This is a genomic window from Streptomyces sp. NPDC091649, from assembly GCF_044756785.1.
Taxonomy (GTDB): Bacteria; Actinomycetota; Actinomycetes; order Streptomycetales; family Streptomycetaceae; genus Streptomyces.
Genome location: NZ_JBIVTR010000017.1, coordinates 32,372 through 57,364, shown reverse-complemented (window position 1 = coordinate 57,364; position 24,993 = coordinate 32,372). Strand labels below are relative to the sequence as shown.

Genomic DNA, 24,993 nt, shown 5'->3' with positions numbered 1-24,993 from the left:
GTTTCGGGGGAAGACGCGCAGACCAGCCATAAGGTTGCCGCACGGCTGATCAGAAGTCGGTCAACCGTTCGGTCACGGACGCGGTTTTCCGCCCGGACCGCGCGGGGTGATCACGGAGAAACCCCTCCGAGCAGCGGGATCCGGACGCAAGCAGGCACTTTTGCGCCCACAGCCGACCATTCAAGATCATTTAAAGGTGACCGCCGGGCGTGTTGTCAGCGGCAGGTGCGAGGATGCCTCCAGCACGGATCTGCGAGGTGGGATTCTCGCGGAGCGTGACGACCTGTACGGACGACGTGTCCGTGCCGGGTGGGGGGAATCACAGGGCGTTTCCCCTGCCGGGCACCCCGCGCAGAAGGGACCGCTGACGGCGATGCAGATCCGGCTGACCGTCCTCGCGCCGCGCAGCGGCCAGACCCCGGCGCGCACCTGCGACGTGCTCGTCACCGCCCCCGCCGGGACGGCGTTGGCCGCCGTCGCCTCCCAGCTGGCCTCCGCCGTGTCCGGGCCCGAGACCTCCCAGGGCGGCGGGGCGGTCGTCCTCTTCGCCGGGCGGGACCGGCTGGACGCTCACCGCATCGCGCTGGGCGAACCGCCCCTGGTGGACGGCGCGGTCCTCTCGCTCCAGGTCCCCGGCGACGAGGAGGCGACGGACGACGCCGTTCCGGCCCAGCTGCACGTGGTGGCGGGGCCCGACGCGGGCGGGGTCCATCTGCTGCACGGCGGGCAGGTCCGGATCGGCCGCTCCGCCGACGCGGACGTCCCGCTCGACGACCCGGACGTCTCCCGGCTGCACTGCGCGGTGACGGTCTCCGACGACGGCCAGGTCTCGGTCGCCGACCTCGGTTCGACGAACGGCACCTCGGTGGACGGCGTCGAGGTGCGCGAGCGGCCCGTCCGCCTCGCCCCCGGCGCACTGCTGCGCCTCGGTGAATCCGCCCTCCGCCTCACGGCGGGCTCCCGTCCGGCGGCCTTGCCGACCGCCCCGGACGGCGAGGGGCACCTGCGGGTGGCCCGCGCCGAGACACCGGGGACCCCCGCTCCCGGGCACCCCGCCGGGGGGCCCGCGCACCCATCCGGCCACGGCGGCCCGGGCGGCGGCTCCGCCTACGGCCCGCCGGACCGGGCCTCCGGCCCCGGCGCGGTCTCCTCGGCCTCCCCGTTCCCCTCCTCGTCCGCCGCCCCGCCCCCCGGGCGCCCCGGCCCCGACGGGACCCGGGAGCCCTTCCCCGACGACGCCTCCTGGCCGGAGCACGCCGGGGCGGGGCCGGACTCCCGCCCGGGACACGGCGCCCACGCCCGCGGCGGGGAGTTCGCCGGTGCTCCGGCGCCCCGGCGCGGCATAGGCGCCTGGGCGAGGCGGCTCAAGGGCGGCGCCAAGGGCGAGCAGGCGGCGGGCCCGGAGACGGGCGCCGGCAGACACGCACGCTCCGGCGACCCGGACGCGTACGGCGCCCCCCGCACTCCCGCCGGCCCGCACGGCTCCGCGGCACAGGGACCCGGGGCGCACGGCTCCGGGGCCGGCTCCCCCGGCCCCTCGGGCGGCCCGTCGGGGGCCGGGCACCTGGCCTCCCCCGCCTCACCCGGCTCCCCCTTCTCCGCGCTGCCCTCCGCACCGGAGGGCACCTGGCCCGACCCGGCCGCCGTGCTGCTGACCGCGCTCGGCCCCGGGCCCCGGCTCTGGGAGCGCCACCCGGCCCACCCGGAGGCACTGGTGGTGCGGCTCGGCACGACCGACCGGGGCGAGGTGCCCGCCGTGCCGGTGACCGTGGGGCTGCGGGAGGCCGGCTCCCTGGGGCTCGCCGGTCCACGCGCGCGGCTGGCGGGGCTCGCCCGGGCGACGGTGGCGCAGCTCGCCGCCCTGCACTCCCCGTTCGACCTGGAGGTCGTCCTCATCAGCACGGACCGCTCCCGCCCGCTGGAGGAGCGGCGGCGCGAGTGGTCCTGGCTGGGGTGGCTGCCCCATCTGCGCCCCACGCACGGCCAGGACTGCCGGCTGCTCCTCGCCTACGACCGTGAGCAGGCGGACGCCCGTACGGCCGAGCTGGTGCGCCGCCTCGACGAGGGCCCCCTCGGCCCCGGCTGGCCGCATCTGGACCGGGCCTCGGTGGCCGAAGCCGCCCGCGACCACACGGGCCCGCACACGGTGGTCGTCCTGGACGGCGACCCCGGCACGGCGCACCTGCGCGAGACCACGGCACGGCTGGCCGGGGCGGGCGCGGCGGCCGGCATCCATCTGATCTGCCTGGCCGAGACCCCGGCCGCCTCCCCCACCTCCCCGGTCTCCGCGACGTACGAGGCCGCCTGCCGGGCCTCCATCGCCTTCCGGGAGTGCGGGGCCGTCGCGATGCTGAGCGGGGACGTCGCCACGGCGCTGCGCCTGCTGCGCACGGCGGGCGGGCAGGCCGCGGGGCACGGGACGGTGGCCGCGGTGGACGCGGTGTCGGCGGCCTGGGCCGAGCGGTTCGGACGGGCCCTGGCACCCCTGCGCGAGGAGGGCTCGGCCGCGCTGGCGGGCCGCCCGACGACCGCGGCGCTGCCGCCGTCCGCCCGGCTGCTGGACGAGCTGGGCCTGGCCCGTGCCACTCCGGCCTCGCTGATGGCCCGCTGGGCGTCCACGGCCGAGGCGCAGCCGGGCGCTTCGTCGCCCCGCGCGGCGGCGGCTCCCCCGCCCCGCCCGGAGCTGGACAGCCCCGGCTCCGGGCGCACCCTCAGCGCGGGCCCCCGCGTCGGCCCCCAGCGCACCGCGGCCTCCTCCGACCACCGCGACTCCGGCCGCACCCCGTATCCGGCCGCGGGCGCCCCCGACCCGGACCGCACCCCGTATCCGCCGTTGAACACCCGCGACTCCGGGCGCACGCCCCATCCGGGCGCCCAGCGGTCCGGCCCGGGGCGGAGCTCCGGGGCCGGAGAGCGGAACGACACCTCGGCGCCCGTCTCCGGCGGAGGCGGCAGCCCTGCCGCCGCGCACACCGGCCGGCCGGTCCTCGTCCTCGGGGCGGGCCCCCGGGGCCCCCTCAGCGTCGATCTCGACGACGAGGGACCGCACCTGCTGATCGAGGGGCCTCCGGGCAGCGGCCGCACCGAGCTGCTCCGGGCCGTCGCCGCCTCGCTCGCCTCCGCGGCCCGGCCCGACCGGCTCGGCATCCTCCTCGTCGACGGCTCCGGCGGCGAGCAGGGGGAGCGCGGCGAAGGTCTGCTCCCCTGTACGGAGCTGCCGCACGTCTTCACGCACCTGGTGGCGTGCGACCCGGTCCGGATGCGGGAGTTCGCGCAGGCCCTGGCCGGCGAGCTGAAGCGGCGCGCCGAGCTGCTCGGCGACCTGGACTTCGCCGCCTGGCACGAGCGGTACGCGCAGCGGGAGCCCGGGCCCCGCGTCGTGGGCCAGCGGCCGCCGAGCGGTGCCGAACGCCGGGGCGATCTGGACTCCCCGGCCAGCGGCACCCTGCGGCTGCGCCCCACCGCCCGGCCCCCGGAGCCCGGCCGCACCCCGCTGCCCCGCCTCGTCGTCCTCGCCGACGACTTCGACGCCCTGGTCGCCCCGGCGCTCGGCAGCCCCGGACGGCCCGCCGCCGGTTCGGTGGTGCGGGCGCTGGAGGCCGTGGCCCGCGACGGAGGGCGGCTCGGGGTGCACCTGGTCGCCACCTCGGCGCGCCCGGACCGCACCGAGGACACCGAGCTGGCCCGCGGCGCCCGGCTGCGCATCGTGCTGGACGCCCCGGTGCTGCCGCCCTCCCCGGACGAACCGGCCCCCGGCCGGGGCAGGCTGGGGCATCCGGACGGCCGGGTGACGCCTTTCCAGGGGGGCCGGGTCACCGGCCGTATCCCGCGTACGGCGACGCTTCGCCCCACGGTCGTCCCGCTGGAGTGGGAGCGGCTGGGCGATCCGCCGACCCGGCGCCCGGTCCGGGAGCTGGGCAACGGGCCGACCGACCTGGCGCTGCTCGCCAGTGCGCTGGAGCGCGCGGCCCGTTCGGTGAACGCCGAACGGCTGCCGGCGCTCGTGCCGTTCACGTCCTGACGCCGCCACCGGCCCGCACCCGTACCGACACATGCCTGACATGACGTCACGAGCCGATCACAATAGGTGTGTTGGGGGCTCCGACGGTATTGCGGGGCACGTGTGCCCGGCGTAGGACTGTGCGCACGGACGACGTGGTCCGGGCATGCGACGTGGCCGGACGCGTAGGAAAGAGACGGGGCAGGAATGCGCACAACCCTTCGGATACGCAGGGCCGCAGTGGTATTCGCGGCGGCCGGCGCTCTGGCGCTCACCGGCTGCGGAGGCGACGGCGACGGCAAGAAGAAGTCGGACGACGATTCCGGCAAGGGCACGGACAACGCGTCCACGGTCACCTTGCCGAAGCTGGACGGGGAGAACATCTCGGTCGCCGCGGTCTGGACCGGACCGGAGCAGGCGAACTTCACCAAGGTGCTGGACGAGTTCGAGAAGCGCACGGGGGCGAGCGTCACGTTCGTCCCGGCGCAGGACCCCATCATCAACTTCCTCGGCACGAAGATCGCGGGCAAGCAGCCGCCGGATGTGGCGATGATCCCGCAGGTCGGCGCCATCCAGCAGGCCGCCGCGAAGAAGTGGGCCAAGCCGGTCGGCCCCGAGGCGAAGGCTCAGCTCGACAAGAACTACGCCAAGGTCTGGCAGGACCTCGGCGCGGTGGACGGCACCCAGTACGGCGTGTACTTCAAGGCCGCCAACAAGTCCCTGATCTGGTACAACGCCGCCGCTTTCGACAACGCGGGGGCGAGTGAGCCGAAGACCTGGAAGGACTTCCTGACGACCGCGCAGACGATCTCCGCCTCCGGCGTCACCCCGGTCTCGGTGGGCGGCGCGGACGGCTGGACCCTGACCGACTGGTTCGAGAACGTCTACCTCTCCCAGGCGGGGCCGGACAAGTACGACCAGCTCGCGAAGCACGAGATCCCGTGGACCGACCCGTCCGTCAAGGACGCGCTGACCACGCTGGCCGAGCTGTTCGGCAAGCCCGAACTGATCGCGGGCGGCGCGGACGGAGCGCTCCAGACCGAGTTCCCGACCTCGGTGACCCAGACCTTCACCGGGGGCGACCAGCCCAAGGGCGCGATGGTCTTCGAGGGCGACTTCGTCTCCGTCAACATCGCGCAGACCGAGGCGAAGATCGGCACGGACGCCAAGGTCTTCCCGTTCCCCGCGGTGGGTGCCGAGTCCCCCGTGGTGACCGGCGGCGACGCGGCGGTGGCGCTGAAGGACACCAAGGGCGCCCAGGCGCTGCTGACCTGGCTGGCCTCGTCCGACGCGGCGAGGATCTGGGCCGAGGCGGGCGGGTTCATCTCCCCGAACAAGGGCCTGGACCTGAAGGCGTACCCGAACGACGTGCAGCGCACGATGGCCCGGGCGCTGGTCGACGCCGGTGACGACGTCCGGTTCGACATGTCCGACCAGGCCCCGCAGTCGTTCGGCGGGACGCCCGGGAAGGGCGAGTGGAAGATCCTCCAGGACTTCCTGAAGAACCCGAAGGACATCGCGGGGACCCAGAAACAGCTGGAGTCCGCAGCGGTCGAGGCGTACAAGAGCTGACGACGTGACGACAGCGACCGCGGGGGGCGCCGGTTCGGCGCCCCCCGCCGACGACACGACTCCGCGTCCGTCCCCGCCCCCGGATCCGAAGAGGACCCGCCGGAGCGTGACCGGCACCCGCAGGGTCATCGCGGCGGCGTTCCTGCTGCCCGCGCTGGTGCTGCTCGGTGCGCTGGTGCTCTATCCGATCGGGTACTCGGTCTACCGGTCGTTCTTCGACCAGGCCGGTACGGGCTTCGCCGGGATCGACAACTACAAGGCCCTGTTCACCGACGACACCATCCTCACGGCGGTGAAGAACAACGCGATCTGGGTGGTCTTCGCCCCGACGGTCGCCACCGCGCTCGGGCTGATCTTCGCGGTGCTGACCGAGCGGATCCGCTGGGGCACCGCGTTCAAGCTGCTCGTCTTCATGCCGATGGCGATCTCGATGCTGGCGGCGGGCATCATCTTCCGGCTGGTGTACGACCAGGCCCCCGAGCGGGGGGTCGCCAACGCGGTGGCGGTGAGCGTGCACGACACGTTCAACGAGTCCGCCGGCTTCCCGAAGGCGCGCCCGCTGCCCGTGCACCCGCTGGAGAAGGGTGACGGCGGGGCGTTCGTGTCCAAGGAGCCGATCCGCGCCGGCCAGCCGCTGCGGGTGCCGTTGGTCGGCGTGGCTCCGGCGAAGATGCCGGGCGACGCCCGGCCCGCGAAGGCCGCACCGGCAGAGTCCGGGGACCGGATCTCCGGTACGGCCTGGCTGGACTTCACCCGGGGCGGCGGCGGAGAGCCGAATGTCGTCGACCCGGAGGAGCTGGGGCTGAAGGGCCTCACGGTCGAGGCGGTGAAGGACGGCGGGGTCGTCGCCACGGCCACGGCCGGAGCGGACGGCGTGTTCACCCTGCCCGCCTCGGCGGACGGGGCCCAGCTGCGCCTGCCCGCCGACAACTTCCGCGAGCCGTACAACGGCGTCGACTGGCTCGGACCGTCCCTCGTGACGCCCGGGATCATCGGCAGCTACGTGTGGATGTGGGCCGGGTTCGCCATGGTGCTGATCGCGGCGGGCCTGGCCGGCCTGCCGCGCGAGCTCCTGGAGGCGGCACGAGTGGACGGCGCCAACGAGTGGCAGGTGTTCCGCCGGATCACGGTGCCGATGCTGGCGCCGGTGCTCGCGGTGGTCCTGGTGACACTGATGATCAACGTGCTGAAGGTCTTCGACCTGGTGTTCATCATCGCGCCGGGCTCCTCGCAGGACGACGCGAACGTGCTGGCGCTCCAGCTGTACCGGTCCTCGTTCGGCACGGACGCGGACCTGGGGATCGGGAGCGCGATCGCGGTGCTCCTGCTGCTGCTGGTGATTCCGGTGATGCTGTTCAACATCCGCCGGATCCGGAAGGAGGGACGCCGATGAGCACTCCCGAAGCACTCAAGGCCAAGCGGTCCCTCGGTTCCCGGATCGCCGCCCGCGCCGGCGGCGGGGTGATGCGGGTCTTCCTGATCCTGGTCGCCCTGTTCTGGCTGATGCCCACGATCGGGCTGCTGCTGTCGTCGCTGCGCGGCCCGCAGGACATCGCGGCGACCGGGTGGTGGAAGATCTTCACCGCCCCCTCCGAGATGACCCTCGACAACTACCAGCGGCTGCTGGACAACGGGACGATCACCGGCTCGCTCGTCAGCACGATCATGATCACCGTGCCTTCGACGGTGCTGGTGGTGGTGATCGGCTCGCTGGCCGGATACGCCTTCGCGTGGATGGAGTTCCCCGGCCGGGACTGGTGGTTCCTGCTGGTGGTCGGCTTGCTGGTGGTGCCGGTACAGGTCGCCTTGATCCCGGTCTCCGAGCTTTTCGGCACCATCGGGATCTTCGAGACGACACTCGGCGTGGTGCTGTTCCACACGGCGTTCGGCCTGCCGTTCGCGATCTTCCTGCTGCGGAACTTCTTCGCGGAGATCCCGCGCGAGCTGCTGGAGGCCGCCCGGCTCGACGGGGCGGGCGAGATCCGGCTGTTCACCCGGGTCGTGATGCCGCTGGGCGGTCCGGCGATCGCCTCGCTCGGGATCTTCCAGTTCCTGTGGGTGTGGAACGACATGCTGGTCGCGCTGATCTTCGCAGACTCCGAGTCGCCGCCGATCACGGTGGCGCTCCAGCAGCAGGTACGTCAGTTCGGCAACAACATCGACGTGCTCGCGCCCGGCGCGTTCGTGTCGATGGTGATCCCGCTGGCGGTGTTCTTCGCCTTCCAACGGCAGTTCGTCTCGGGCGTGATGGCGGGCGCGGTCAAGTAGCCCTCGCCGCAGGGCCGTACGCCTGCGGGACGGGTCGAGGCGGAAGGCCGCGGTCCTCGGATGCGTACGCCTGTGCGTCAACGCGGAGCGGCCCGGTTCCCCGGAACCGGGCCGCTCCGCCGCGTACGTCCCCCGAATGCCACGCCCGGCGTAACCCTGTCATTCCATCCGACGTTTGCGGGCCACCTGGTTCCCGCGAACGACCCATGGATGTGTAGTGCCCCGGTTCACCGTCATCGTGCCCGCGTTCCGGGTCCAGGCGTATCTGCACGCGTGTCTGGATTCCGTGCTGTCGCAGTCCTTCAAGGACTACGAGGTCATCGTGGTCGACGACTGCTCCCCCGACGCCTGCGGACCGATCGCCGACGAGTACGCCCGCCGGGACCCCCGCGTCACCGCACTGCACCTGCCCCGCAACAGCGGACTGGGGCCCGCCCGCAACGCCGGGATGGGCCGGGCGGGCGGCGACTACCTGATCTTCCTCGACGGTGACGACACCCTGCTGCCGGACGCGCTCCAGACCATCGCCGACCGGCTGGAGGCGACCGGCGGGCCCGACGTCCTGATGTACGACTACGCCCGGACGTACTGGACCGGCCGCAGCGTGCGCAACGTCCTGGCCGCCCACCTCGACGAGAGCGGCCCCGCCGCCTTCCGGCTCACCGACCGGCCCGAGCTGCTGCGGCTCCTCATGGTCGTCTGGAACAAGGCGTACCGCCGCTCGTTCATCGAGGCCGAGGGGTTCGCCTTCCCGCCCGGTTACTACGAGGACACCCCCTGGACCTACCCGGTGCTGATGTCGGCCGGGTCGATCGCGGTGCTCGACGCGGTCTGCGTCTCCTACCGCCAGCGGCGGCGCGGCAACATCCTCTCCACCACCAGCGAGAAGCACTTCGACGTCTTCGACCAGTACGACCGGGTGTTCGCGTTCATCGACGCCCGCCCCGAACTCTCCGTGTGGCGGCCGGTGATGTTCCGCCGGATGCTGGACCACTTCTCGGCGCTGTTCGCCTCCCCGGACCGGCTGCCGCACCACCGCCGCGCCGCCTTCTTCCGCCGGGCGGCCGCCTCCTGCCGCCGCTACCGCACCCCCGGCGCCCCGGTCCCCCGCCGCGCACTGCTGCGGCACGGCCTGCTGTGGCTCGGCGCGCGGCGCACCTACCGGGCCCTGTCGGGGGCCCAACCCCTCGGGGACCGGCTGCGGAGGGCCTCGGGGGCCGTGCGGCGGGCGGTGCGGGGCGCGGCGCTGCGGGCGCACTACCGGATCCAGTCGCGGCTGCCGCTGCGCTCCCGGGACGCGGTGTTCACCGCCGGGGGCGGCCGGGGGTACACGGGCAGCCCGGCGGCGATCGAGGCGAAGGTCCGGGAGCTGGTCCCGGGGGTGCGGACGGCGTGGATCTGCCGGCCCGCCGACGCCCACACCGTGCCGGCCGGCACCCGGCACCTCGCGCCCGGCACCTTCGCCCACTGGACGGCGCTGGCCCGCTCCGCGTATCTGGTGAACGACGCCTCCTTCGACCCGGGCCTGGTCAAGCGGCGGGGGCAGGTCCTGCTGCAGACCCACGAGGGCACCGAGCTGCGGTCCGTGGGCATCGACCTGCTGGACCGTCCCGCCGCGGCCCGGGGCACCGACTTCGAGCAGTTGCTGCGCTCCGTCGACACCTGGGACTTCTCCCTCTCGGCGAACCCGCACTCCACGCTCGTACGGGAGCGGGCCTACCCGTCCGCGTACACGACGCTGGAATACGGCTCACCGCGCACCGACGTGTACCACCGCACGGGCCCGGACGAGGTGGCGCGGCTGCGCGAGACGCTGGGGATCCCGGCGGGCAGCACGGCTCTGCTGTACGCCCCGGCGCACCGCGACTACCGGCGCGTCCAGCGGCCCGCCCTCGATCTGGAACGGCTGGTCGGGGTGCTGGGCCCGCGGTTCGTGGTGCTGGCCCGCGCGCCCCGCCCCCCGGACCCCGCAGGTGGCCGGCGGGCGCCGCACCCCGGGATCATCGACGTCAGCGGGCACCGTTGCGTGGAGACGCTGGCGCTCGCCTCGGACGCGCTGATCACCGACTACGCGTCGCTGATGTTCGACTACGTCAACCTGGACCGTCCGGTGGTGCTGCACCTCGACGACGTCGAGGCGTACGAGGCGGCCCGGGGCACGTACTTCGACATCACGGCGTTCCCGCCCGGCGTCGTGGCGCGGGACCAGGACGAGCTGTTCGACGTCTTCGCCACGGACCGGTGGCGGGACTCCCGGTCGGCGCGGCTGCGCGCCGCGTTCCGGGCCCGGTTCTGTCCGTACGACGACGGGTACGCCGCCGAGCGGGTGGTGCGGCGGGTCTTCCTCGGCGAGAGGGACGGGCTGCCGCTGCCGGTGCCCTCCACCGCCCGCCGGGCGCCCGGGGCCCTTCCGGTGCAGGACGGGGCCGGGGCGGGCGTCGGGGGCTGACCCGGGCCCGACGGGACCTCGCCCGGCCCGGTGGCCTCGGGCCGGTCCGGGGCACCGGCAGGGTGAAGCCGCCCGGGCCGGCAGGGCCTCCGGACCACCGGCTCAGCGTTCCAGGAACGCGAACAGTTCCTCCCAGCGCCGCAGGGTCTCCGGCTCGGAGAACCGCTGGACGCCGGACCGGGCCCGCGCACCCATCGCGTCGCGCAGCCGCGGGTTGCCGGTGAGCCGCAGCAGCCGGTCGGCGAGGGCGTCGACGTCCCCGGCGGGGGCCAGGAGCCCGTCCTCGCCGTCCCGGACGATCTCGCGCACCCCGGGCGCGCAGTCGAAGGCGGCGCACGGCACGCCACTGGCCATCGCCTCCAGCAGCGCGAGCGGGAAGCCCTCGCCGCGTGAGGACTGGACGAAGACGGAGGCGTCCGCGAGGGCCTCTTCCACGTCGTCGGTGCGGCCCATCCACTCCACGGACCCGTCCAGCCCGAGGCCGGTGCACTGCGCCTTCAGGGCGTCCTCGTCCTCGCCCGCCCCGTACACGCGCAGCCGCCAGTCGGGGCGGGCGGGCGCGACCAGGGCCCAGGCGTCCAGGAGCAGGTCGATGCCCTTCTGGTCGCTGAGGCGGCCGATGCTGGCGACGGTCCGCGCGGTGCGCGGGGAGGGCACGGCGGGAAGGCGCGAGAGGGCGTTGGGGAGGAAGCCGACGTTGTTCATGCCGTCCCCGGCCCACTGGTCGGCGTCCTCCTGCGTGAGGACGAGCCAGTGGTCGAGGTCCTTGTAGTGCTTCTTGATCCAGCGGTAGCGGTGGCTCGCGCGGGAGTAGCCGTAGGACTCGTGGCTCATTCCGATGACCCGCAGTCCGGTGGTGTCGGCCTCCCCAACCCACTCCATGGCCCATACCTGGGTGACGATGACGACCGCGCCGGGGCGGGCCGTCGCGAAGATCTCCGAGAGCCGTCCGACCGCCCGCTTCTTGGCGGCGGCCCGGGCCGCCTCCCTGCGCCGGGTGGGGACGCGGAAGCGGTCGCGGACCCCGTGGGGCGTCCAGGGGGTCGGGGGGTGGGCGGGATAGAGGGCGGTGACGGGGTGGGCGGGGCGCTCGGGCAGGGTCATCTTCAGGTCGGAGGCGTGGATGCCGATGGCGTGGACCCGGTGTCCCTGACCGGCGAGTAGGCGGGCGGTCTGGTGCATCCAGCCGGTGACGCCGCCGAGTTCGTCGGTGCTGTTGGAGACGATGAAGACGTCGCGGCTCATCGGCCGGCCCCCCGGTCGTGGTCGGTGGTGTGACGGGCGCGCCGGAGGACGCCCGGGCCGAAGACGGCGGCGATGGTCCGGCGGGCCGCGTCGCCGTCGTCGTAGGTGCCGAACCGCTCGACGAAGGCCCGGCGCCGGTCGGCGTACCGGGTGTCGGACTTCTTCAGTTCGGTGAGTGCCGCGAACAGTTCCTCCTGCGTCTCGGCCACCGGCCCGGGGGCCGTCTCCCGCAGGTCGAAGTAGCTGCCGCGCTCGGCGGCGTACGCGTCGAGGTCGGGGGCGAACAGCACGACGGGCCGGTCCAGGAGGGCGAAGTCGAACATGATGGAGGAGTAGTCGGTGACCAGCACGTCGGTGAGGGTGAGGAGTTCGCTGACGTCGTGGTGGCGGGAGACGTCGACGACGGTCCCGGGCGGGCAGACCGGAAGGCGGGCGGACTCCAGGTAGTGGGACCGGACGAGCAGGGTGTGGGTGTCGCCGAACCGCTCCGCGAACTCGCTCACGTCCAGCAGGAGCCGGCTCCTGCGCTGCTTGCCGGGGCCGCCCCGGAAGGTCGGGGCGTACAGCACCGTCTTCCTGTGGTCGTCCAGCCCGAGCGCCCCGGCGAGCGGCGGGCGCGGCAGCCGCCCTTCCGACTCGGCCCGGGCGCGCTCCGCGACCAGGGCGTCGTTGCGGGGGTAGCCGGTGCGCAGGAGCCGTTCCTCCGGCAGCCGGTAGGCGCGGGCCAGGGTGTTCACGTCGTGCTCGGAGCGGACGAGGAAGTGGTCGAAGCGGTCCACGGCCTGCTGGAGCCGTTCGCGCTGGGGGGCGTTCTGGAGCCGTACGCGCCGCTCGTCGAAGCCCATCCGTTTGTACGCGGAGCCGTGCCAGGTCTGGAGGTACGTGGTGTGCGGGGGCTTGCGCAGGTGCTGGGGGAAGCCCTGGTTGTCGACCCAGTACTCGGCGCGGGCCAGCGCCCACAGATAGCGCCAGGACCAGCGGCGCACCCGTCGGGCCCCTGCCGGGAAGCCCGCCGGGGACGGGTCGTAGGACCAGGTGGCGTGCAGTTTCAGGCCCTGGCGGCGGATCTCCTCGTACAGGGCGCGGGGGCTGTCGCCGTAGCAGGTGCCCATGTGGCTCTCGAAGACGACGGAGCCCCGGCGTACGGGCAGCCGGGTGAGCCAGGTGTTGTAGGCGGAGGTCTTGAAGCCCCGGGAGCGGTAGCGGTCGAGCCGTTTGCGCGTGGCGCGGGCGAGGAGCTTCGCCCTGCGGGCCGGCCGGAAGGTCGTGGCGTAGCGGATCAGGCGGCGGGTGGTCCGGGCCGGGCGGCGGCGGGCGGTCAGCCGGAGCGCGAAGTGGTCCTTGAGGGTGATGTAGGGCTCCCAGGTGTCCCCGGCGAGCCGTCCGAGCCGGGGTCTGGCCGTGAACCGGAGGGTCCCGTCGACCTGGTCCTGCGGGGCGAACAGGTCGCTGACGGCCCGGGGCCCGTCGGAGTCTGCCGCCCGGACGGTCAGCCGCGCGTCCCACGCCGTGTCGCGCGCGCCGACGGGGCGCAGCCGGCGTGAGACGTCGGCCCGCGCGCGCCAGGTGATTCCGCTTCCGTCGTGCCGGACCTCCTGGACCGGGAACGCGACGGCGCGCGCCCCGTCCCGGGCCCGGAACTCCAGGGTGGCGGAGAGGGGGGCGCCGGGGCCGGGTCCGGTGTGGCCGGGCAGGACGAGGCGTCCTTCGAGCAGCAGGCGGCCCCTCTCGGCGGAGACGCGGGTGAGCCGGTTCATCAGCCGCAGCTCGCCGAAGGAGCGGTGCTGGTGCCCGAGTTCGGTGACATCGAGGTCCGGCCCGGCCGGGCCGCCGCCCCGGGCCGGCCGGGCACCGGCGGCGTCGCCCCAGAAGACCCGCCCGTCCGGGCCCGCCGTCAGCGGTGCGCACACGGTGGCGGGCCTGCTCAGCGCGTAGGCCGCGGCGAGGACCCCTTCGGCGTCGCCCTCGGCCAGCAGGCTCACGGCGACCCGCTCCAGCGGCGGCAGGTCCGGCAGGTGGGAGAGGAAGGACGCGGTCAGCGCGCGGGCGGCGGCCGCGGCGACCCGGTCGCGGCGGGCGGCGGGCAGCTGGGGGAAGGACCGGGCGAGCGGCACCAGCTGGTCGCGTGCGAACGCCTTCTCCCGCTCCGCGCGCAGTCGGGGCAGCCCGTGGGCGAGGAGGGTGTTGGCGACCCGTCGGTGCGCCTCGACCAGGGCGGTGAGGTCGCGGGCCCGGTCGGGGACGGCGCGCCCGGTCACGATCAGCCGGCGGACCAGGGCGATCCGGCCGACCGCGGCGGCGGCGAGCGGGCCGAACAGGATCTCGCCGTGCGCCAGGTCCTCCTCGTACCGCAGCCCGTGCCGCCGGGCGGCCTCCCGGCGCAGGCAGAAACCGGTCACCAGGGCGTCCCTGACGACGAGTTCGGGGGCCTCGGTGAAACGGGTGAGGGTGCGGGAGCGGGCGTACAGCTCGCCCTGCCAGGACGGCTCCCGCTCCTTGCCGCTCTCGCCGGCGGTGTGGCTCCAGCGGCCCGCGATCAGGTCGGCGCGGCTGGACTCGCCCGCCTGCCAGAGGTTGCGGCAGGCATGCCGCTGGAGGCGTTCGCCGGTGGCGAGCACCAGGACGTACCGCCCGTTCGCCGCGTCCAGGCCCGCGTTGCGCAGGGCCCCGGTGGTGCGGGCGGCCGGGTCGGCGTGGACCAGGCGGACCCGCCCGGGGGCCCGGTCGGCGAGGGTGCGGGCGGCGGTGCGGAGCGCCGGGTCGGCGGCGGCGGCGAGGACCACGAGGGCCTCGGCGGCGCGCAGGGACTGGTCGAGCACGGACTCCGCGGAGGCCCGCAGGCCGTCCGCGCCTCCCGGCCCCTCGGCGTCCCCGCCGGCGGTGATCACACAGCTGAAGTCGCTCACGCCTGCTCCCCCTTGAGCATTCGGTCGACCACGCCGGCGGCGGCGGTCCCGTCGTCGAGGTCGCAGAACTCCTTCCGGAACCGCTCGTACGCCTCCCGGTGTCCGGCGGTGGCGGCCTCCGGGTCGCGCAGGGCGGCCACGATCCCGGCGGAGTCGGGGATCAGCGGGCCGGGGGCGCGGTCCTCGAAGTCGAAGCAGAAGCCGCGCAGGGTGTCGCGGTAGTGGGCCAGGTCGTGGGTGTGGAAGAGCATCGGGCGGCCGGTCTGCGCGAAGTCGAACATGATCGAGGAGTAGTCGGTGACCAGGACGTCGCTGATGAGGAGCAGTTCGGCGACGTCCGGGTGGCGGGAGAGGTCCCGGACGAAGGAGGTGTCGGGGACGCTCCCGCCCACGAGGTAGTGGCGCCGCACCAGCAGGACATGGTCCTCGCCGAGGGTCTCGCGGGCCCGCTCCAGGTCGAGCGGGAGGTCCAGCCCGTAGCGCCCGGCCCGCTTGGGGCGGTCCTCGCGCCAGGTCGGGGCGTAGAGGATCACGCGCCGCCCCTCGGGGATCGTGAGCCGTTCGCGTACGGCGGCGGCGGCCTCGGCCCGGCCGGGGGCGTGCAGGAGGTCGTTGCGCGGGTAGCCGCACTCCAGGACTTCGCCGGAGTAGCCGAAGGCGCGGCGCAGGACGGGGGTGGAGAAGGTGTTCGGGGAGACGAGCACGCTCCACTGGGCGGACCGGTGCTCCATGGAGGCCATGTACGCGGCGTCGGCGTGCGGGGTGCCCGCGAGGTCGCGGCCGACGCGCTTGAGCGGGGTGCCGTGCCAGGTCTGGACGACGCACTGGCCCTCCCCCCGCTCGAACCACTCGGGCAGGTGGGTGTTGGTGACGATCCAGCGGCTGCGGGCCAGTGCCTCGTACCAGTGCGCGCTGTGCAGGGCGACGGGCCGGACGCCTTCGGGCACGGCCGCCTGCTCGTCGCGCACCACCCACAGGTGCTCGATGTCCCTTTCCCGGGCGGCGAGTTCGCGGTGGATGGCGCGTGGCGAGTCGGAGTACTGGCGGCCGTCGAAGCTGGAGTAGAGGACGGCGGGGCGCAGTTCGTCCGCGCCGCGGCAGCGCAGGGCGGCGTACCGCTCGCGCTGGATCCGCTGCCCGTACGCTCCCCTCTCTCCGGCCGGGAGTGCGCTGCCGGACTCCAGGACGAGCCGGTCGTGGTGGCGCCGCTGGAGGGTGAGGTCCCGCCCGGCCACGCTCCGCTGCCGGGGCAGCGTGTGGTGCAGAGCGGCGCCCAGCCGCAGCGGGCGGTACTCCTCCGGGTCCCGCTCTCCGGGTTCGCGCAGGAAGAGGTACCACCGTCCCTCGGCGAGGGGCAGCGCGCCGCCCGGTCCCTCGACTGCGGCGGGCGCGATCACGGCCCGGAAGCCGCCGTCCTCGCGCCGCTCCAGGCCGAGGACGGCCTCCTCCTGGTGGCCGCTGTGCCGCAGGACGAGTTCGCGGGGGGCTCCCGTGGGCTCGGGGAAGGCTCCTTCGAGGACCAGGTCGCCGGACTCCTGCCAGAGGGCGGAGGTGACGACGGGCTGGACGGGCCGGTCGGTGAGCACGAGGTCGCCCGAGGGGTTGGGGGCCGCGTACAGCTCCCGGCCGCCGGGCAGCGGATAGCGCCCGTCCCGGCCGTCGGTCCGGGCCGCGACCGTCAAAGGCTTTCCCTCGCCCACGAGTTGCACGCCCCAGGCGTCGTCCTCGCCCCGGAACACCTGGAGCGGGATGTCCGCCGCCCGGGAGCCGGGGGAGCCGCGCAGGGCGAACTCCCGGGTCTCCTTGGTGCGCCACTCGGTGAGCCTGAGGGCGACCGGTCCGGCATCGCCGTGGATCTTCACCGTGAGGCGCAGGGCGTCCTCGCCCGCCGACTGCCCGGTCAGGACGGCGGCGACGCGTTCGGTGCGGAGTTCCAGCTTGTTCCCCGACAGGACGGGGACGATACGGGTCCACTCGTCGGTGTACGTCACGGCGGGCGTGGCCGGGGTGCCGGCGAGGCGCATCGGCCCCCGGCGCGGCCGGCCGGCGCCGATGACGACGACCTCCGGCTTCCAGGTCGTACGGCCGTCCCGGCCGCTGCCGGTTCCCTTGGCGGCGAGCCTGCGCGGGTCGATGACGGCCTCGAACCCGGCGCGGTCGTAGCGGTGCAGGGAGCCGCCGGAGCGGGCGGTGGCCTCGTCGCCCGGGACCGGCCGGGTGCGCAGGGGGATCAACCGCTTCCCGGAGCGCAGCCAGCCGAGCCGGACCGGGCCGCCGGGTGCGTTGCGCACGTAGGCGTGGCCGGTGAGACGCAGCAGCCCGTCCCGCCAGACGGCCTCGGTGAGATGGGCGTGGACGGGCAGGTCGGCGGAGGCCAGCGCGGTCGTCGCGGCCGGCAGCGGGGCGCGGAGTGCGGGGTGGTGGGCGCGTGGGCGGAGCGTTCCGCGTACGTGGAAGGCGTCCCGTTCCCGCTTCTCGTCGGCGAGGAGGGCGAGGAGTTCGGGGAGCCGGCGTTCGCGGATGAGCTGCCACTTGACGCGCAGGTGCAGGGGCAGTCCGGCGAGGACCTCGGGGTCGACGGTGGCGGCGAACGCGCCGGCGTGCCGCAGGAACGCCTCGTGGAACTCCGCGTCGCCCTCGGCGAGTGCCTCGATGAACAGCCACAGGTCGCCGGAGAGGGCGTGGGCGTCGTAGCGGCGCTTGGCCCCGGCCAGGCCGGGGCGTTCCGCGAGGAACCGGCTGACGGTGGTGACGGCGGTGACCCGGTCGCGGATGCCCCGGGGCACGGCCCGCCGGGTGGTGATCGAGCCGTCGCGGTCGCGCCAGTGGTAGACGGGTTCCTCGACGACGTCGACGGAGCGGGCCAGGAAGTGGGCGGGCAGGACGACGGCGATGTCCTCGTACAGCACCCCGGTGGGGAAGGCGAAGGCGTGCTCGTCCCAGAAGGCGCGGCGGAACACCTTGTTGCAGGCGATGCGGTCGCCGAGCAGGATCCAGTCCCGGGTGACGTGAGTGGCGCGCCGGGCCTTCTCCATCGGCCTGCGGAACATCGGGGACTGTTCGAGGTCCCCGTTCGCCCGGAGCCGGAGGACGTTGCCGGTGGCGAAGTCGGAGCCGGAGCCGTCGAGTTCGGCCAGCATCCGGGCGTACGCGCCGGGCGGGACGACGTCGTCGCTGTCGACGAACGTCAGGAACTCCGCGCCGGGGCCGGCCTCGCGGACTCCGGCGTTGCGGGCCGCGCCGAGCCCGGCGTTCTCCTGCCGGATCAGCCGGAAGCGCGGGTCACGGTCCGCGAACTCCTGTGCCAGAGCGGGGCCGTTGTCGGTGGAGCCGTCGTCGACGAGGACGACCTCCAGGTCCGGCATGGTCTGCGCGGCGAGCGAGGACAGGCAGGCACCGAGGTACTCCTCGACGTTGTAGAGGGGGACGACGACGGTGAGACGGGGTGCCATCGCGGCGCACGATCCTTCCGGGCGGACGACATCAGGGGCAATGAACGTCGGGGAATTGGGCTTCGGGGTGTGAAGGGCCTTCGGGGGGCCATGGGGTACAACCCGCGCCGGAGGGACGGGTCACCCGAGGGGGCCCGTTCGGGTGACGCGGAGGGGCGGGGTCAGGCGTCCGGGGGCGTGCCGGGAGCGCGTTCGAGCCCCGTACCGGAAAGGGCACGGGGCTCGGCCTCGGGACGGGGGTCAGGGTTTGACGGCGATCCGGCCCTCGTCCATCCGCAGCAGCAGCAACCGCTCACCGGTCTTGTCGAGGAACTCGTCGACCGCCTGCCGCGATCCCTGCCAGTAGCCGTAGTCGTCGATCAGGAGGACCCCGCCGCTGACCAACCGGGAGTACAGGTGCTCCAGTTCGTGCTTCGTGGAGGCGTACCAGTCGGTGTCCAGTCGCAGGATCGAGATCTGCTCGGGCGCTTGGGCGGGGACCGTGTCCTCGACCCGGCCGCGCACGTAGTGGACGCGCTCCTTCGGGTAGGGGACGTCCTCGAAGCCCGCCTTGACGTCCTCCAGCGAGGCGACCGCCCAGATCGGCCGGTCCTTGCCCTGGGCGTCCAGCAGCTCCTGGGCGGGCCGGCCGTCGCGCCGCAGGTCCTCGGCGGTGGGCGGGGTCATGCCCTCGTACGTGTCGAAGAGGTACAGATCGCGCTCGCTCTCCCCGGCGGCCAGCAGGGTGCGGGCGCACGCCTGCATGGAACCGCCGCGCCAGACGCCGCACTCGACGATGTCGCCGGGGATGTCGTGCCGGGCGATGTGACGGGTGGCGAGGATGAAGGCGTTGAGCCGCTCCGGCGAGGTCATCGTGTACGGCTTGACCGCGCGGATGATGTCCTTCGCCTCGTCGTCGTAGTCCTCCGGGAACACGAGGCCGGGCTTCTTCGCCGTGGGCTTCTTCGCCGCCGTGGCCGTCCCGGGGGCGGGGGCCGGTGCGGGACCGGCCGGGGCGGTGCGGGCGGCGGGCACCGTGACGCGCCTGAGCTGGTATCCGGTGAGCTGCTGAAGGACGCCGTTGACGGCGTTGCGCCAAGCCATGCCCCGGGACAGTACGCGCGGTTTGTGCCGCATGTCATCTTTCGTCAACCTGCCGTTGATCCGGCCGCCCGCTCCCGCGCGACCCCTCACGGCTCAGCCCGCCGAATCGGCCGGGGCGGTGGCCGGCCCCGGTGCGGGCCGGGGGACGGACCCGGGGGCGGAGCACGGCCCGGCCTCCGGCGCGGGGGCGGGCCTGCCGCACCGCTCGCGCCCGTCCACCCGGCGGGGCAGCGGGACGCCGTCCACGCCGCCGACGCGGTTCGCCCACCACACCGCCAGCTCCCGTACGGCGAACATGGTCAGGCGGGGATAGCGCTGCGGCTTGCGGAAGACGCCGACGGAGTCGCCCCAGTAGGCGGTCCCGTCGATGGCCCGGTAGTCGTGCCAGATGCCCTTGCGCGGCGGGAAGTCCGTGTACGCCTCGCGCAGTTCGAGCCGAGAGTGAGCGGCGAGCGCGCGGAATCCGTCGGGGTAGTAGCGCCAGCAGTCCTGGGCGTCGTGGACGTGCCCGCGCGAGGGGGCGGTGATGAACGCGTGCCCGCCGGGCTTCAGGACGCGGGCGATCTCCAGCATCGACGCCCAGAAGAACGGGATGTGCTCGAACGCCTGCCCCGACAGGACGACATCGGCGCTGTTGGAGCGGACGGGGATGCGGTACGGCTTCGTCATCACCGCGTCGACGTTGGGGCCGTCCCGCACATCGACCCCGAAGTAGTCGACTCGATGCCCGGCGAGCAGCGCCCGGTGCGTACGCGTCTGCTTCCCGGAGATGCGCGACCCGAGGTCGACGACACGGTAGCGGCCGGAGGCGGAGCCGCCGGACGGCTTCCCGGCCGGTCCTTCGGCGGACAGATACTCCTTGACGCAGAGTTCCATCTGCTCGTAGGCGGACCGGTGCATGGACGTCTCCCAACATGGCGGAGTGAGCGAGTTGACGGGCACAACGACCGGGTGGGGCCGAGGAGTCGGCACGGCGCCGCCGGTGTGACCCATTCGGGTGGCGCCGGCGGGCTCATGCCACGCCGTCGAAGAACCGCCGCACGACGCGTTCCGCCGCGTTCCCGTCGTCGTACGGGCAGAACCGCTCCCGGAACGCGGTGCGCAGCACGGCCGCCTCCGGCGACCGCCACTCCCCCGTCCGGAACACGTCGGCCAGTCGGCCGGGGGTGGTGGAGACGGCGCCCGGGGTGTCGCCCGGCCGCCCGGAGAGCAGGTCGAAGTAGGTTCCGCGCGCGGCCCGGTAGGCGGCCCAGTCGGGGGCGTGCACGACGATCGGGCGGTCCAGGCAGGCGTAGTCGAAGATCAGGGAGGAGTAGTCGGCGATCAACGCGTCGGCGGCCAGGCACAGTTCCTCGACCCGGGGGTGCCCGGTGACGTCGACCACCCGTCCCGCCGCCGACCCCGCCGCCGCACCCGCCCCCGTGGCGCCGGCCCCCGCGGAATGGCCGTAGAAGTAGTGGGCGCGCACCAACAACACGTATTCAGGCCCGAGTTCGCGCGCGAACCGGTCGAGGTCGAGGTCGGGGACGAATCCGGTGCGGTAGTCGCGGTGGGTCGGGGCGTAGAGCAGGGCGGTCTGCCCCTCGGCGATGCCCAGCCCGGCGCGGATCTTCGCGATGTCCTCGGCGGTGGCGGTGAAGTAGGCGTCGTTGCGCGGGTAGCCGAGGTCGAGCCGCTCGTACGCGGCGGGGTAGACGCGGTCCCAGACGCGGGTGCTGTGCGGGTTGGCGGAGAGGCTGAAGTCCCACTGGGCGGCATGGGCGAGGATCTTGCCGAAGTCGGCCTTCCGGGCGACGGCGGGGTAGGCGCGCTGGTCCAGCCCCATGGTCTTGAGCGGGGTCCCGTGGTGGGTCTGGAGGTAGCGCTGGCCGGGCCGTTTGGTGAAACCGCCGGGAAAGCTGGAGTTGTTGACCAGGTAGGTGGCGGTGGCCATGGCCCGCCAGTAGGGGCGCGAGCCCTCGATCACGTACGGCACGCCGGGCTCCATCCGGTCGCGGTGCCGGGAGGAGACCACCCACACGCCCCGGATGTGCGGGGCCAGTTCGCGGGCCTTGGCGTGCACGGCGGCCGGGTTGCAGGCGACGCCCCGGTTCCAGTACGCCCCGTAGACGGCGAGGTGCGGGTCGAGCTGGCGGTGCAGGTCGGTGCGGTAGGCGGCCCGCATGGCCTGCCTGCGGACGAACCGCTTCGCGGAGGCGGCGGACAGGACGGGCGCGCGGTGGGGCATGGGAGCCGAGGGTAATGGCGCCGATGACCGGCCGGCGGCCCGCGTTCACCCGTTCGGGTCAGCGTCGGTGACCCCGGGGGCCGCCTCCTGTTGACCAGGACATGAAGCCACTCCTCAGCGTCGTCGTCCCCGTCCACAACGTCGAGGCGTATCTGGAGGACTGCCTGCGGTCGGTGGCGGAGCAGACCCTCGAAGCGATCGAGGTGGTGCTCGTCGACGACGGTTCGACGGACGGCAGCGCGCGGATCGCGGCGGCGTTCGCGGCCCGGGACCGCCGTTTCCGGCTGGTGCGGCAGAAGAACGCCGGCCTGAGCGCCGCCCGCAACGCCGGTGTCCGGCACACCACGCCCACCGTGCCCTACCTGGCCTTCGCCGACAGCGACGACATCGTCGCGCACGACGCGTACGAGCGGATGACGGCCTCGCTGGAGTCGACCGGCTCCGACCTGGTGACCGGCAACGTGTGGCGGCTGACCGCGCGGGGACGGCAGCAAGCCTGGCAGTACCGCTGGCTGACGGGTTCCCGGCCGCGTACCCACATCACCCGGGACCCGCGCCTGCTGGCCGACCGGGTCGCGTGGAACAAGGTGTTCCGCCGCTCCTTCTGGGACGCGCACGCCTTCGCCTTCCCCGAGGGCAGGCTGTACGAGGACACCCCGGTGATGATTCCCGCGCACCATCTCGCCGCGTCCGTCGACGTCCTGCACGAGCACGTCTACTACTGGCGGGTGCGGGAGGGCTCGATCACCCGGCGGCGCACGGACGTCACGGGCGTACGGGACCGGATCGCCGCCTGCGAGCAGGTCAGCGCGTTCCTGGCCGGCCGGGACGCGGACCAGCGGCTGGCATACGACGCGTCCTGCCTGCGCGACGACTTCCGCTATTTCCTGGACGCCCTGCCGATGGGCGGCGAGGCATACCGGGCGGCGTTCCTGGAGGGGGCCGGGGCCTTCGTCGACCGGGCGGGTCCCGAGGCGCTGGAAGGGCTTCCGGTGGAGCTGCGCGTCAAGTGGTCCCTGGTGCGCGAGCGCCGCCCCGACGAGCTGCTGGAGGTCCTCGCCTTCGAGCGGGCCAACGGGGCGGGCACGTTCGCCGTCGAAGGCGTGCTGGGCCGGCGGCGGGCGGTGTACCCCGGCGTGCGCGGCGCGAGCGCCCGGCTCGCGCGCACGGACATCCCCGCGGTGGCGCGGCTGCTGGAGGCACGGTGGGGCACGGACGGGAAGCTGCGGCTGCGCGGATACGCGTATCTGCGCAACCTCCCCGCCGCCTGCGCCCGCGGGCGGCTCGCGGTCGGAATGGTGCGGGCGGAACGGGGCCGGCAGGTGCGGCCGGTGCCCGTGCGGTCCGCGTACGCGCCCGAGGCGACGGTGAACTCCGCTCAGGAGCTGCACGGTTATGACCACACGGGCTTCGAGATGGTCCTCGACCCGGACCGGCTGCCGTCGACGGCGGGGGGCGGCTGGCTGGTCGGCCTGGTCCTCACCGGCCCGGGGGCGGTGCGCCGGGTGGCGGTGCGCGCCCCGGACGCGGGCGCGGAGCAGCCGCTGGCCCACGACCTGGGCGACGGGCGGCGGGCGGTGCTCGACCACCGGGGCGGCCGGCTCCGGCTGACCGTGTCGCGGCTGCGGGCCCGGGCCGAGGGGCACCGGCCCGTCGGGGCGGCGGGGTCCGCGCTGGAGCTCTCGGGCCGCGTCTTCGACGGGACCAGGCCCACGGCGCTGCTTCTGACGCGCGACGGGAGCACGGAACGCTCCTGCCCGGTGGAGTACCCGCAGACCACCGGGCCCGATGGCGCGGACGGAGCGGGCGGGGGGGTCCCGCCGGGCGGAGTCGCGTTCACGGCGCGCGTGCCGCTCACCGAGCTGGCCGCCGTGCCGCCCTCCGCGCGCCGCGTACCCCGCGAGGTCGAGGCGGTGAGCGGGGCCCGGTGGCGGGTCCGGCTGCTGCTCGCGGACGGCACCCGCGTCCCGCTGCCCGCCGCTCCGGACCTGCCGCCGCCCGCGTGCGCGGACCCGGCGGGCGACCTGGTGCTGGACCTGGCGGCCGCCCCGTACGTGGACCGGGTGGAGCACACCCCCGAGGGGGCGCTGCGCATCGGGGGGGCGTACGCCCCGGCATCCTCGGCGGTGGGCTCGGCGGGCGACGGACCGGAGAACACCGCGCCGGGCCCGGCGGACAGCGGGCCCGGGGGCTCCCAGGGAGGCCGCCCCGTCCTCCGTCTGCGCCACGAGACGCTGCACGAGACGGTCCCGGTCGCGGAGGCCGTCATCGAGGGCGCCCCGGAGGGGAGCACGGACGGGGCCGCCGGCGACGCACCGGGCCGGTTCTCCGCGCTGATCGCCCGGCCGCTCCCGGAAGGCCGCTGGGAGGTCCACCTGGACGGCCGCCCCGTCCACGTGCTCGGCTCCGTCGCCGCACAGCTGCCCCGCGGCGACGACACACTGCGCCTGGAGCGGCGGCACGGCGACCGGCTGTCCGTGGTCGTGGGGCCGGACCTCCCGGCCGCCGGGCGGAGTGCGTACGGCAGGCGGCTCCTGCGCGCCTCGCACTACCGCGACCGGCGCACGACCCTGCCGCTCCGCGAGAGCGTCCTCTACGCGGGCGGCGACTCGCCGCGCGCCGTCCACGCCGAACTCGTGCGCCGGGGCGCCGAGACCGACCACCTGTGGGTCACCGGTACCGCCCCCGGCCGCACGACCCACGTCCCGCCCGGCGCGCGGGCCGTCCCGGTGCACAGCGCCGCCTGGTACGAGGCGCTGGCCCGCTCCCGCCGGATCGTCACGGACGAGCAGCTGCCCGAGTGGTTCGAGCGGCGGCCGGGGCAGACGGTCGTCCAGACCTGGCACGGGACCCCGCTCGGCCGGTTCGGCGGCTGTCTGGCGGACACCCTCTACGCCGACCACCAGTACCTCGCCACCCTGCCGCGGCGGTCGGCCCAGTGGTCGGTGCTGGTCTCCCCGAGCCGCTTCGCCACCCCGTGGCTGCGCCGGTCGCTCGGCTACGCGGGCGAGGTGCTGGAGGCCGGATCGCCCGCCAACGACGTGCTGTTCCCGCCCGAGCGGGACAAGGCCGCCGAGGAGGTGCGACGCGGGCTCGGCATCCCCGAGGACCACCGTGTCGTGCTGTACGCGCCGACCTACCGCGACCACCTGGCCCACCCCCCGGCGGCGTCCCCCGACCGCACGGCCCCCGGCCCGTACCGCTGGGACCCGGCGCTCGACCCGCACGCCCTGGCCCGGGCGCTCGGCCCCGGCCACACGGTGCTGGTCCGGCGGCACCCCCGGGTCACCGGCGACGTCCGGGACGGGCCCGGTGTGCTCGACGTGTCCGGTCACCCGGGGGCCGCCGGACTGCTGCTGGTGTCCGACGTGCTGGTGACCGACTACGCCGGGCTGATGTTCGACTTCGCGCTGACGGGCCGGCCGATACTCTTCCACACGTACGACCTGGAGCACTACCGCGACACCGTGCGCGGCTTCTGCCTGGACTTCGAGACCCGGGCGCCGGGGCCGCTGCTGGTCACGACGGACGAGGTGGCGCAGGCGCTGCGCGACACCGGGCCGCTGGCGGCCCGGCACGCCGACGCCTACGAGAGCTTCCGCCGCGACTACTGCGATCTGGACGACGGCGGCGCGGCGGCCCGGGTCGCCGACCGGCTCCTGGCGGACACGGTGCGGGAGACCGGGGAACGGCCCGGCCGGCGCTCTCGGGGGCCGGCCCGGGGAGCCGTCGGCGAAATCCCCCGGAAGGGTGGCGGCGGGGAGAGCGGGCCCGCCGCACGGAACCCATGA

Annotated in this window: 12 protein-coding genes; 6 read left to right on the top strand and 6 right to left on the bottom strand. The window is 74.6% G+C overall.

Features of this window, described 5'->3' with window-relative positions; translation table 11 throughout:
- The first annotated feature begins 373 nt into the window (after positions 1-373).
- The 5 genes from ACIQMU_RS25015 to ACIQMU_RS24995 all read left to right on the top strand — a co-directional run bounded on the left by ACIQMU_RS25015 (position 374) and on the right by ACIQMU_RS24995 (position 10,289).
- A complete protein-coding gene (locus tag ACIQMU_RS25015) occupies positions 374-4,021 on the top strand; it encodes an FHA domain-containing protein (RefSeq protein ID WP_402689721.1) in 3,648 nt (1,215 codons plus the stop codon).
- A 186-nt stretch (positions 4,022-4,207) separates the two neighbouring features.
- Complete coding sequence (locus ACIQMU_RS25010) at positions 4,208-5,572, top strand: ABC transporter substrate-binding protein (protein WP_352241246.1); 1,365 nt, start codon at positions 4,208-4,210, stop codon at positions 5,570-5,572.
- 106 nt (positions 5,573-5,678) lie between these two features.
- The gene (locus ACIQMU_RS25005; RefSeq protein ID WP_402689720.1) at positions 5,679-6,965 is read left to right on the top strand and encodes a carbohydrate ABC transporter permease; all 1,287 of its coding nucleotides are present in this window, start codon (positions 5,679-5,681) and stop codon (positions 6,963-6,965) included.
- Entirely contained in the window at positions 6,962-7,840 is an 879-nt protein-coding gene (locus ACIQMU_RS25000; protein ID WP_352241244.1) for a carbohydrate ABC transporter permease, read from the top strand. The genes ACIQMU_RS25005 and ACIQMU_RS25000 overlap by 4 nt, the downstream gene beginning before the upstream one ends.
- A gap of 217 nt (positions 7,841-8,057) precedes the next feature.
- Positions 8,058-10,289, top strand: coding sequence for a CDP-glycerol glycerophosphotransferase family protein (locus ACIQMU_RS24995; RefSeq protein WP_402689719.1), 2,232 nt, complete (start codon positions 8,058-8,060; stop codon positions 10,287-10,289).
- Positions 10,290-10,391: 102 nt separating this feature from the next.
- On the opposite strand, the gene ACIQMU_RS24990 is transcribed toward ACIQMU_RS24995, so the two are convergent.
- The 6 genes from ACIQMU_RS24990 to ACIQMU_RS24965 all read right to left on the bottom strand — a co-directional run bounded on the left by ACIQMU_RS24990 (position 10,392) and on the right by ACIQMU_RS24965 (position 21,139).
- The gene (locus ACIQMU_RS24990; RefSeq protein ID WP_402689718.1) at positions 10,392-11,534 is read right to left on the bottom strand and encodes a glycosyltransferase; all 1,143 of its coding nucleotides are present in this window, start codon (positions 11,532-11,534) and stop codon (positions 10,392-10,394) included.
- Positions 11,531-14,440 (bottom strand): CDP-glycerol glycerophosphotransferase family protein, encoded by a 2,910-nt coding sequence (locus ACIQMU_RS24985; protein WP_402689717.1) that lies wholly within the window; start codon positions 14,438-14,440, stop codon positions 11,531-11,533. Before ACIQMU_RS24985 ends, ACIQMU_RS24990 begins: the two co-directional genes overlap by 4 nt.
- A complete protein-coding gene (locus ACIQMU_RS24980; protein ID WP_402689716.1) occupies positions 14,437-17,892 on the bottom strand; it encodes a CDP-glycerol glycerophosphotransferase family protein in 3,456 nt (1,151 codons plus the stop codon). Before ACIQMU_RS24980 ends, ACIQMU_RS24985 begins: the two co-directional genes overlap by 4 nt.
- A 240-nt stretch (positions 17,893-18,132) precedes the next feature.
- On the bottom strand, positions 18,133-19,008 hold the full coding sequence (locus ACIQMU_RS24975; protein WP_402689715.1) for a TylF/MycF/NovP-related O-methyltransferase: 876 nt from the start codon (positions 19,006-19,008) through the stop codon (positions 18,133-18,135).
- 60 nt (positions 19,009-19,068) lie between these two features.
- Positions 19,069-19,875 carry a methyltransferase domain-containing protein gene (locus ACIQMU_RS24970; protein WP_402689714.1) on the bottom strand — a complete coding sequence of 269 codons (807 nt, stop codon included), beginning with the start codon at positions 19,873-19,875 and terminating at the stop codon, positions 19,069-19,071.
- Positions 19,876-19,987: 112 nt separating this feature from the next.
- Positions 19,988-21,139, bottom strand: coding sequence for a CDP-glycerol glycerophosphotransferase family protein (locus tag ACIQMU_RS24965; RefSeq protein ID WP_352241374.1), 1,152 nt, complete (start codon positions 21,137-21,139; stop codon positions 19,988-19,990).
- A 164-nt stretch (positions 21,140-21,303) separates the two neighbouring features.
- On the opposite strand from ACIQMU_RS24965, the gene ACIQMU_RS24960 reads away from it, so the two are divergent.
- A complete protein-coding gene (locus ACIQMU_RS24960) occupies positions 21,304-24,993 on the top strand; it encodes a CDP-glycerol glycerophosphotransferase family protein (RefSeq protein ID WP_402689713.1) in 3,690 nt (1,229 codons plus the stop codon).